12 protein-coding genes are annotated in these 9,609 nt (G+C 70.6%); 5 read left to right on the forward strand and 7 right to left on the reverse strand.

The window, feature by feature from the left end; genetic code table 11:
• Position 1: 1 nt before the first annotated feature.
• From ABEB28_RS11500 to clpS, 4 genes are all read right to left on the reverse strand, one after another.
• Positions 2-280 (reverse strand): MoaD family protein, encoded by a 279-nt coding sequence (locus tag ABEB28_RS11500; protein ID WP_345728019.1) that lies wholly within the window; start codon positions 278-280, stop codon positions 2-4.
• A gap of 219 nt (positions 281-499) precedes the next feature.
• A complete protein-coding gene (locus tag ABEB28_RS11505; protein WP_345728020.1) occupies positions 500-937 on the reverse strand; it encodes a M67 family metallopeptidase in 438 nt (145 codons plus the stop codon).
• Between the two features lie 110 nt (positions 938-1,047).
• Positions 1,048-1,761, reverse strand: a complete 714-nt coding sequence (locus ABEB28_RS11510) for a DUF2017 family protein (RefSeq protein ID WP_345728021.1) — start codon at positions 1,759-1,761, stop codon at positions 1,048-1,050.
• A gap of 1 nt (position 1,762) precedes the next feature.
• Positions 1,763-2,053, reverse strand: a complete 291-nt coding sequence (clpS, locus tag ABEB28_RS11515; protein WP_345728022.1) for an ATP-dependent Clp protease adapter ClpS — start codon at positions 2,051-2,053, stop codon at positions 1,763-1,765.
• Between the two features lie 108 nt (positions 2,054-2,161).
• Here clpS and ABEB28_RS11520 point away from each other — a divergent pair, with 108 nt between their 5' ends.
• A complete protein-coding gene (locus ABEB28_RS11520; RefSeq protein WP_345728023.1) occupies positions 2,162-3,439 on the forward strand; it encodes a nicotinate phosphoribosyltransferase in 1,278 nt (425 codons plus the stop codon).
• A gap of 11 nt (positions 3,440-3,450) precedes the next feature.
• Positions 3,451-4,029 (forward strand): isochorismatase family protein, encoded by a 579-nt coding sequence (locus ABEB28_RS11525; protein WP_345728024.1) that lies wholly within the window; start codon positions 3,451-3,453, stop codon positions 4,027-4,029.
• 1 nt (position 4,030) lies between these two features.
• On the opposite strand, the gene ABEB28_RS11530 is transcribed toward ABEB28_RS11525, so the two are convergent.
• Positions 4,031-4,567 (reverse strand): hypothetical protein, encoded by a 537-nt coding sequence (locus tag ABEB28_RS11530; RefSeq protein ID WP_345728025.1) that lies wholly within the window; start codon positions 4,565-4,567, stop codon positions 4,031-4,033.
• Positions 4,568-4,742: 175 nt separating this feature from the next.
• Here ABEB28_RS11530 and ABEB28_RS11535 point away from each other — a divergent pair, with 175 nt between their 5' ends.
• From ABEB28_RS11535 to ABEB28_RS11545, 3 genes are read left to right on the forward strand one after another with little or no spacing between them, the layout of a single operon-like run.
• Positions 4,743-5,855, forward strand: coding sequence for a sensor histidine kinase (locus tag ABEB28_RS11535; RefSeq protein WP_345728026.1), 1,113 nt, complete (start codon positions 4,743-4,745; stop codon positions 5,853-5,855).
• Positions 5,852-6,499 (forward strand): response regulator, encoded by a 648-nt coding sequence (locus tag ABEB28_RS11540; RefSeq protein ID WP_345728027.1) that lies wholly within the window; start codon positions 5,852-5,854, stop codon positions 6,497-6,499. The genes ABEB28_RS11535 and ABEB28_RS11540 overlap by 4 nt, the downstream gene beginning before the upstream one ends.
• Positions 6,500-6,523: 24 nt before the next feature.
• Entirely contained in the window at positions 6,524-7,024 is a 501-nt protein-coding gene (locus ABEB28_RS11545; RefSeq protein WP_345728028.1) for a hypothetical protein, read from the forward strand.
• Here ABEB28_RS11545 and serB read toward each other — a convergent pair.
• Positions 7,021-8,223 (reverse strand): phosphoserine phosphatase SerB, encoded by a 1,203-nt coding sequence (serB, locus tag ABEB28_RS11550; protein WP_345728029.1) that lies wholly within the window; start codon positions 8,221-8,223, stop codon positions 7,021-7,023. The genes ABEB28_RS11545 and serB overlap by 4 nt on opposite strands.
• 312 nt (positions 8,224-8,535) lie before the next feature.
• Positions 8,536-9,609 (reverse strand): cytochrome c oxidase subunit I (locus ABEB28_RS11555; RefSeq protein WP_345728030.1); only part of this gene is annotated, 1,074 nt, incomplete at its 5' end.

Genomic DNA, 9,609 nt, shown 5'->3' on the forward strand with positions numbered 1-9,609 from the left:
CTCAGCAGCCGCCGGCCACCGCAGGCAGCACGGTCACCGAGTCGCCGTCCTTGAGACCGGTCTCGAGGGCACCGGTGAACCGGACGTCCTCGTCGTTGACGTACACGTTCACGAAGCGGTGCAGCGTGCCGGTGTCGGTGACCAGCCGGCCGCGCAGACCGGGGTACTTGCCGTCGAGGTCGGCGATGAGCGCTTCGAGCGTCTCGCCCTCGCCCTGCACGGTCTTCTCGCCACCGGTGTAGGTGCGGAGGATAGTCGGAATGCGAACTTCGATCGCCATGGGTACTCGAGCCTCCTGGGAGTGACTGGATAACAGCCGGCGGGGGCCCGGCCGATCACCGACCGGAGTCACCAGAACACGCCGGGCGGTGAATCCCCGCGCGCCGGACCGCACAGGCCGCGGTCGGCACGGGTTGGACTCAGCGGCAACGACAGTCGTAGACCACCTCGGCCGGAGTATGGCCGAAGAGGTACGACTGCGTGGGGCGTCGCCGAACCGTCATCGCGTGGCCTCGTCGGCTAAATCCGCCGATGCGGCGATCTCGACCGGCTCCTCGGTGACCACACCGTCGACGATGCGGAACGAGCGGAACTCGACGGTCTCCTCGTCACGGGTGGAGACCAGGACGTAGTGCGCGCCCGGCTCCTGCGCGTACGAGATGTCGGTTCGCGACGGGTACGCCTCGGTCGCGGTGTGCGAGTGGTAGATGACGACGGGCTCCTCGTCCCGGTCGTCGAGCTCCCGGTAGAGCTTGAGCAGGTCCATCGAGTCGAACTCGTAGAACGTGGGCGACCGGGCGGCGTTCAGCATCGGGATGAAGCGAACGGGGCGGTCGCTGCCGGCCGGACCCGCCACCACGCCACACGCCTCATCGGGGTGGTCGCGGCGGGCGTGCGCCACGATGGCGTCGTAGATGGCCCGGGGAAGCGTCAACACGACTCCCAGCGTACCCAGCCCATCCCGGAGGACGGCAGATCCGGTCACCAGACGGGACGCGCATCACTCCGCGAAGCCACCGAACCACGCCGATGGCGTCCGCCCGGCGGTTACGCCTCGGGATCGATCGCGTCGACCAGGCTGGCCTGCAACCCGGTCAGGAACTGGTAGAGGGAGAGTCCCAGCACCCGCGCGCCGGTCGGATCCGCACCGGCGGCCGCCTCGAGCTCGGCCAGCGGGTCGGTTTCGGCCTCGATCTCCAGCGCGGTGCCGAGCATCAGGCGAGCGTCGTTGAGCGCGAGCAACCACGCCTCCGCCCGGTCGGCGTCGAGCCGGATCTCGCCGCCCTCGAACGGCAGGTCGTCGAGGATGACGCCGGCGTTGCCGATCTTCTGCTCGCGCAGCGAGGACTCGGTGAGGCTGCGCAGCTCGGCCGCGGCTTCCGGATCGTCCCGGTACCCGTCCGGGAAGAGTCTCGCGAGTACCGGATCGGCGCTCGGACCGGCCACGCCGACGGCGTCCACGCCGTCGTCCACCAACTCGACCTCGAGGTCTTCGGGCTCGGGCTCGATCCGGTCGAAGTCGTCGAAGACGTCACCCGGCTGGGGCGCCACCGACCGGCCGCCGACGTCGAACGGGTCGCGCCCGAACGAATCGGAGCGGCCGAGCGACGAGGGGCCCAGGTCGAGGCTCATCACGCCACGCCGGTCGCCCGCCTGGATCAAGCCGGCGACTTGTGCCACCACCAGCCCGACCGCTTGCGCCTCTTCGGCGCTCAGCCGCAGCGTGTAGGCGTTGTTCGTGCGCGTGAAACCGTAAGTCATCTCAGTCCTGCTGCAGAGTGGCCCAGAGCCCGTGCGAGTGCAGCCGGGCGACGTCGTGCTCCATGCGTTCCCGGCTGCCGGTCGACACGACGGCTCGTCCCTTCTGATGTACGTCGAGCATGAGCTGGGTGGCCTTGGGTTTGTCGTACCCGAACAGCTTCTGGAACACGTAAGTCACGTACGACATCAGGTTGACCGGGTCGTCCCAGACGACCGTGACCCACGGCCTTTGCTGCTCGGGCCTTTCGGTGGTGCTCGGTGTCTCCGCCGGAGCGACCAGGGGAGCGGTCATGCGTCCCATCGTGCCATCGCTGGAGGTTCTCGCAACAACCCCGGGCAACATGGTTCCCGTCCCAGGCCCGGGCCAGGGCGAACGATCGGCTGCTCGTAGGCTGGGGCCATGGGGACAGCACTGCTGACCGACCACTACGAGCTCACGATGCTGGCCTCCGCGCTCCGCGACGGATCCGCCCACCGCGAGTGCGTCTTCGAGGTCTTCGCCCGTCGGCTGCCGAAGGAGCGCCGCTACGGCGTCGTCGCCGGCACCGGACGGCTACTGGACGCACTGGTCGACTTCCGGTTCGAGGCCGAGGACCTGGACTACCTCCGCAGCGCGGGCGTGGTGGACGCGGAGACCGCCGAGTGGCTGGCCGCCTACCGGTTCAGCGGCGACATCGACGGCTACCCCGAGGGCGAGTTGTACTTCCCCGGCTCGCCGATCCTGTCGGTCCGCGGCACGTTCGCCGAGGCCGTACTGCTCGAGACGCTCGCGCTGTCGATCCTCAACCACGACTCGGCGATCGCCACGGCGGCCGCGCGCATGGCCGTCGCGGCGAGCGACCGGCCGCTGATCGAGATGGGCTCCCGGCGGACGCACGAGGAGTCGGCGGTGGCCTCCGCGCGCGCCGCCTTCCTCGCCGGTTTCACCGCCACGTCCAACCTCGAAGCGGGTCGGCGCTACGGCATCCCGACCACGGGCACCAGCGCACACGCGTTCACGCTGCTGCACGACACCGAGAAGGCCGCGTTCTCCGGACAGCTCGCCGCGCTGGGCGTCGGCACCACGATGCTGGTCGACACGTACGACATCACCGCCGGGATCCGGACGGCGATCGAGGTGGCCGGCCCGTCGCTCGGCGCCGTCCGGATCGACTCCGGTGACCTGGGCGTGCTGGCCGTCCAGGCCCGCCAGCAGCTGGACTCGCTGGGCGCCACCGACACCCGGATCGTCGTCTCCGGCGATCTGGACGAGTTCGCGATCGCCGCGCTGGCCGTCGCCCCGGTGGACGCCTACGGCGCCGGTACCGCGGTCGTCACCGGCTCCGGCGCCCCGACCGCGGGCATGGTCTACAAGCTGGTCGAGGTCGAGGGCCGTCCGGTGGCCAAGCGCAGCGAGAACAAGGCGTCCCGGGGCGGACGCAAGGCCGCGATCCGCCGCTACAAGCCCACCGGCACCGCCATCGAAGAGGTGATCCTTACCGGCGCCGGCGCTCCCGAACTCGGTGAGTGCGACCGGCCGCTGCAGATTCCGCTGGTCCGCAGCGGGGACCGGGTGCCAGACGCGCCGACGCTCCGGGATTCCCGGGACCACCTGGCGAAGGCCCTCGTGACGCTCCCCTGGGAAGGTCTGAGCCTGTCGGCCGGCGAGCCGGCCGTCCCCGTTCTGTTCTCGAGCTGAGAGGCATCCTCATGGCCCGCGCGTTGATCGTCGTCGACGTCCAGAACGACTTCTGTGAGGGCGGTTCGCTCGCCGTCACCGGTGGCGCCGGCGTCGCCACCGCCATCTCCGCGGCACTCGCCGCCGACGCCCGGCAGTGGGACCGGGTGGTCGCGACCCGCGATCACCACATCGACCCGGGCCACCACTTCTCCGACCAGCCGGACTTCGTCGACACCTGGCCGGCGCACACCGTCGTGGGCACCGACGGCGTCGAACTGCACGCGAACCTGGCGACCGAGCGGGTCGAGGCGATCTTCGACAAGGGTGAGTACGCGGCCGCATATTCGGGATTTGAGGGCCGTAACGCTGACGGACTTGATCTCACAGGTTGGCTGCACGCGCACGACGTGACCGAAGTGGACGTCGTCGGCATCGCCACCGACCACTGCGTCCGGGCGACCGCGCTGGACGCCGCCCGGAACGGTTTCACCACCACGGTCCTGCTCGACCTCACCGCGGGCGTGGCCGCTCCGACCACCCAACGCGCGCTCCTGGAGCTCGAGCAGGCCGGGGTCTCGCTGGTCGGCGAGCCGGTCGTCGCCGCGTAGCTCAGGCTGCCTTGCGCTTGGGGAAAACGGTGTAGGTCGCCGCGACGATGCCCCAGATGATCACGACCTTGGGCAACACGGCGAGCGTGCCGTCCAGTTGGGCGGTGCGCTCGCCGTCGTCCACCAGCCGGACCGCCGCGAGCAGTAGCGCGCCGGAGATCCCGCACGCCACGACCGCGCGGAACCACAGCTTCCACTCGTAGCTGGCCCGCGCAGCACCGTACTTCGGCGGCTTCGTCGGCGCAGGACCCCCGGCGAAGCGGTACGCGAACCGCTGGTCCGCCCAGCGCACCAGCGTCGGTCCGAACGCCACCGAGAACCCGATGTACAGCGCGGCCAGTCCGTGCTGCCAGCTGGCGGTCGCCCCGCCGCGGAGGTCGATCACCGCCGCGGCGAGCGCGATCAGATCGACGACCGCCGTCGCGACGAGCAGCACCGCGCCCAGCCGCGGCATCCGCAGGAGGTATCTCGCCGCCAGCCCCGCGACCAGCACGACCCAGAACCCGATTTCGCACGCGATCAGTACCCCGAGCATCATGGTTCCAGCGTCGCGTCAGAACCGTCCGGCGGCGTCCGCCTGCGCGGGGAACTGCCCGTACGCCGTCCGACCGACGTTCACCGCTTCCCCCCGTACATCCTTCGGTGGACGCCCGGCAGCGGCCATCCGTCGCCGAGCGGACGCCGTTCGCGGGCCGCCGTGGTCGAATCGGGACGTGGATTCGGGCTGGCGGCGACTCGGGCTGGCCGTCGGGACGTTCGTCGGCGGCCTGGCGCTGTTCGCGCTGGGCTGGCCGCTGGACAGCTGGATCGGCGTGGCGACGTTGGGCGCCTCGGCAGTGTCGCTGCTGTTCCTCCGCAGCCACCCGTGGCTCAGCCTGGCGATCGCCTACGCCGCGCTGACCGTCGACTGGATCGTCGGACCGAACCTGGTGACGATCTTCGTGCTCGCCAACGCGCTCTGGGACATCACCGAGCGGGGATCGGCGCGCACCGGTCGGGTGCTGATGATCAGTTCGGTCGGAACGGTCCTGGTCTTCACGGTGGTGGGGCTGGTCGTCGAGCGTGACGTGCAGGGCGTCCTGCTGGGGGTGCAGGCAGCGCTGTTCACCGTGGTGCCGGTCGACACCGCGATGACGGTCCGGCGGCACCGGCAGACCGCGGCGGCCGAGCGGGAGCGTGCGGAGCAGACCGCCCGGCTCGCCGAGCTGGACCAGCGCGCCGCGGTGACCGCCGAACGCACCCGCGTCGCCCGGGACCTGCACGACCTCGTCGCCAACGACCTGAGTGTGATCGCGCTGCACTCCACCGCCGCGCTCGCGCGTCCGGACGACGCCGAAGCCGCCCAGCAGGCGCTCCGGGTCATCCGACAGCACAGCGTCAGCGGGTTGACCGAGATGCGCCACCTGATCGACGTCCTGCGCGCCGACGGCCACTCCGACTCCCCCGCCGAGGCGCGCCTGGACCAGCTGGCGGCCCTCGTCGAGAAGGCCCGTGCGGACGGGCAGGACGCCACCCTGCGCGTGGTCGGTGAGGGCCGCCCGCTGGCGCCCGCGATCGAGCTGGCCGGCTACCGGATCATCCAGGAGGCGCTCACCAACGCCGGAAAACACGCGACCGACCAGCCGGTCGAGGTGGTCGTGGCGTACCGCTCGGACGCGCTGACGCTGACCGTGGAGAATCCGGTGCCGGGCTCCGACGTCCCGTTCCCGTTCCCCGGCGGGGCGGGTCTGGTCGGGATGGCGGAACGGGCCACGCTCGTGGGGGGAACGCTCGACGCGGGCCTGGAGGAAGGACGGTGGCGAGTGCACGCGGAGATCCCGCTGTGACCGGAGACGTGCGAGTGTTGGTCGCCGACGACCAGGCCGCGGTACGGACCGGTCTGGTGCTGATCCTCGGCGCGGCGTCCGGGATCGAGGTCGTCGGCGAGGCCGGGGACGGCGAGGAGGCGGTGGCGCTCGCCCGTGAGCTGCGCCCGGACGTCGTCGTGATGGATGTGCGGATGCCGAAGCTCGACGGGATCGCCGCGACCGCGGCGCTGACCGTGGAGGGCCTCGCGGACGTCCTGGTGCTGACCACGTTCGATCTGGACGAGTACGTGTTCGGCGCCCTCCGGGCCGGCGCCGCCGGCTTCCTGCTGAAGGACGCGGAGGCCGCCGACCTGATCGCCGCGGTCCGGCTGGTGGCCGCCGGAGAGGGCATGGTCGCGCCCCGGGTGACCCGTCGGCTGATCGACGCGTTCGCGCGCGGACCGGTGCACAGCACGGAGCCGCCGCCCGGGCTGGAGAAGCTGACGCCCCGGGAGCGGGAGGTCCTCGACCGGCTCGGTCAGGGGCTCTCCAACGCGGAGATCGCCGAGACGCTGGAGATGGCCGAGGCCACCACCAAGACCCACGTCAGCCGGATCCTGGCGAAGCTCGGGCTGCGCAGCCGAGTCCAAGCCGCAGTACTGGCCCGCGAACTGCAACCGTGAGCCGCCCGCGCGCGTCACACCCGCATGCGATGGCTGATGGCGGTGACCGCGCTCGGCGCGCTGGCCGCGCTGATGTTCGTCGTGAGCCGTGACCCGACCGGACCCCGTGGCTGGGCGCAGCCGACCCTCACCTGCCCGAAGCCCAACGAGGCCGACTGGGCACCGCCGAACATCGTGGACCGCGACGACCCCGAGGCGCTGCCGGACGACGTCTCCGCCTTCGTCCTCTGCCCGCGCCCGCTTCCGTGGGACGAGACGGCCGGCAGCCCGGTCGTCGTCGCGTCCGGCAGCGCCCGGTTCAACGAACTGGAGACGCTGATCTCGGCCGAGGACGAGCCCTTGCCCAGGGGCTACAGCTGCACAGCGGTCAGCGAGGACTCCCGGGTGCTATGGGCACGCGTGGGGTCGCGAGTCTTCCTCGTCCACCTGCCCACCGACGCTTGCGGCCACTACCGGTCCGAGCTGGAGTCCCTGCTGGACGAGATCCTGCCGCGCTCCGAGACGCCGTCGCCGACCCCGTCCTAAAGCTCCTCGGCCTCGTCGATCTCGTCGATCTCGTCGCGGGGGACGCCGAGGAAGAACAGCACCGCGTCCAGGTACGGCTGGTTCAGCGCGGTGTCGGCCACCTCGCGCAGCGCCGGCTTCGCGTTGAACGCGATGCCCAGCCCGGCGGCGGCGATCATGTCGATGTCGTTCGCGCCGTCGCCGACCGCGACGGTCTGCGCCATCGGGACGCCGGCTGCTTCGGCGAACCGGCGCAGCGCGACCGCCTTGCCCGGCCGGTCGACGATCTCCCCGATGACGCGCCCGGTGAGCACGCCGTCGACGACCTCCAGCGTGTTCGCGGCGGCGAAGTCGAGCCCGAGCAGCTCGACCAGGTGATCGGTGACCTGCGTGAAGCCCCCGGAGACGATGCCGCAGCGGTACCCCATCCGCTTGAGCGTCCGGACCAGCGTGCGCGCGCCGGGCGTCAACCGGACCTCGTTGCGCACCTTCTCCAGCACCGCCGCGTCGAGGCCCGCCAGCGCCTCCACCCGCTGCCGGAGCGAGTCGGCGAAGTCCAGCTCCCCGCGCATCGCGGCCGCGGTGACGGCGGCGACCTCGGCTTCCCGGCCGGCGTGGGCCGCGAGCATCTCGATCACCTCACCGGTGATGAGCGTCGAGTCGACGTCGAAGACGACCAGCCGCTTCGCCCGCCGGGACAGGCCGCTGCGCTCCACCGCGACGTCGATCAGGTGCTCGATGGCGAGCGCGGACATCGCGGTCCGCAGCGGCGCGCCGTCGACGCCGGACACCCGCAGTTCGAGGCTGGTGATCGGGTACTTCGACAGCCGGGTGATCGCGTCGATGTTGCCGCCCAGCTCACTGATCCGGGACGCCATCGCGGCGACCGCGGACGCGGTGAGCGGACGCCCGAGCACCGTGACGTGGTGGGGTTTCTGCTGGCGGCGGGTCATCGCCGCCTCGCCGGACGGCGCCAGCGCCACCTCGATCCAGACGCCGAGCGCACGCCCGAGGTCGGTGACCTTCTCCCGGACCTTCACCAGGTCGTCGGCGGACGGCAGCTCCACCGAGACGCCGAGTAGCAGCTGCCCCCGGATCACGACCTGCTCGACGTCCCGGACCTCGAGGTCGAGCGTGGCAAGTGCGGAGAACAGTGCGGCGGTGACGCCGGGGCGGTCGGTTCCGGTGACGGTGAGCAGGGCGCGCGTGCTGTGGGTCATCGCTCCGGTTCCGCGGCTGGAGAAGAGGAGGTAACGCTCACCCACCGTAGAACGAACACGCTCGTCGGATGACACCCGACCCGCCCCGTGTGAGCGACCCCACCCTGCACGGCCCGCCCAGAACGGCGCTGACAGGCGAGCGCGCCTCCTTTATGACGGGCCCCTTGATGTCACGACGTCGGCGCGCTCGACTGCCAGCGCCGCCCTGGACGGGCTCCACCGCCGTTGTGAGCGGCGACTGCCCCGCCGCGCTTTCGCGGGGCGGGGCAGTCGGAGCACGGCTATCAGCGTCGTTGTGGGCGGGCCGCCCACTCAGGCCGAAATGGTCGGCTGTTGGGGGTTCTTGACCTCGTGGGCCCAGGGGGCGAGGTGCGGGAACTTCACGTCGAACGCCGGACGCTCGGAGCGGATCCGGGGCAGCTCGAGGAAGTTGTGCCGCGGCGGCGGGCAGGACGTCGCCCACTCCAGCGAACCACCGTAACCCCACGGGTCGTCGACGTTCACGACCCGGCCCAGCTTGTAGGACTTCCAGATGTTCCACATGATCGGCAGCGTCGAGATGCCGAGGATGAACGCACCGATCGTCGAGATCGTGTTCAGCGTCGTCCAGTTGTCCGAGGGCAGGTAGTCGGCGTACCGCCGCGGCATGCCCTCGTTACCCAGCCAGTGCTGCACCAGGAACGTGGTGTGGAAGCCGATGAACGTCAGCCAGAAGTGCAGCTTGCCGAGGCGCTCGTCGAGCATCCGCCCGGTCATCTTCGGGAACCAGAAGTAGATCCCGGCGAACGCGGCGAACACGATCGTCCCGAAGAGCACGTAGTGGAAGTGCGCCACGACGAAGTAGCTGTCCGAGACGTGGAAGTCGATCGGCGGGCTGGCCAGCAGCACACCGGTCAGGCCACCGAAGAGGAACGTGACGAGGAAGCCGACCGAGAAGAGCATCGGCGTCTCGAACGTCAGCTGGCCGCGCCACATCGTGCCGATCCAGTTGAAGAACTTCATCCCGGTCGGCACCGCGATCAGGTACGACAGGAAGCTGAAGAACGGCAGCAGCACCGCGCCGGTGACGAACATGTGGTGCGCCCACACGGTCATCGACAGCGCCGCGATCGAGATCGTCGCGCCGACCAGACCCTTGTAACCGAACAAAGGCTTCCGGCTGAACACCGGGATGATCTCGGTGATGATCCCGAAGAACGGCAACGCGAGGATGTAGACCTCTGGATGGCCGAAGAACCAGAACAGGTGCTGCCAGAGGATCGGGCCGCCCGTGTCGGCGTCGTAGACGTGCGCCCCGAGGTGCCGGTCAGCGAGGAGACCGAAGAACGCCGCGGTCAGGATCGGGAAGACCAGCAGCACCAGGAGGCTGGTGATCAGCATGTTCCA

The sequence above is a fragment of the Cryptosporangium minutisporangium genome (genome assembly GCF_039536245.1).
GTDB classification, from domain to species: domain Bacteria; phylum Actinomycetota; class Actinomycetes; order Mycobacteriales; family Cryptosporangiaceae; genus Cryptosporangium; species Cryptosporangium minutisporangium.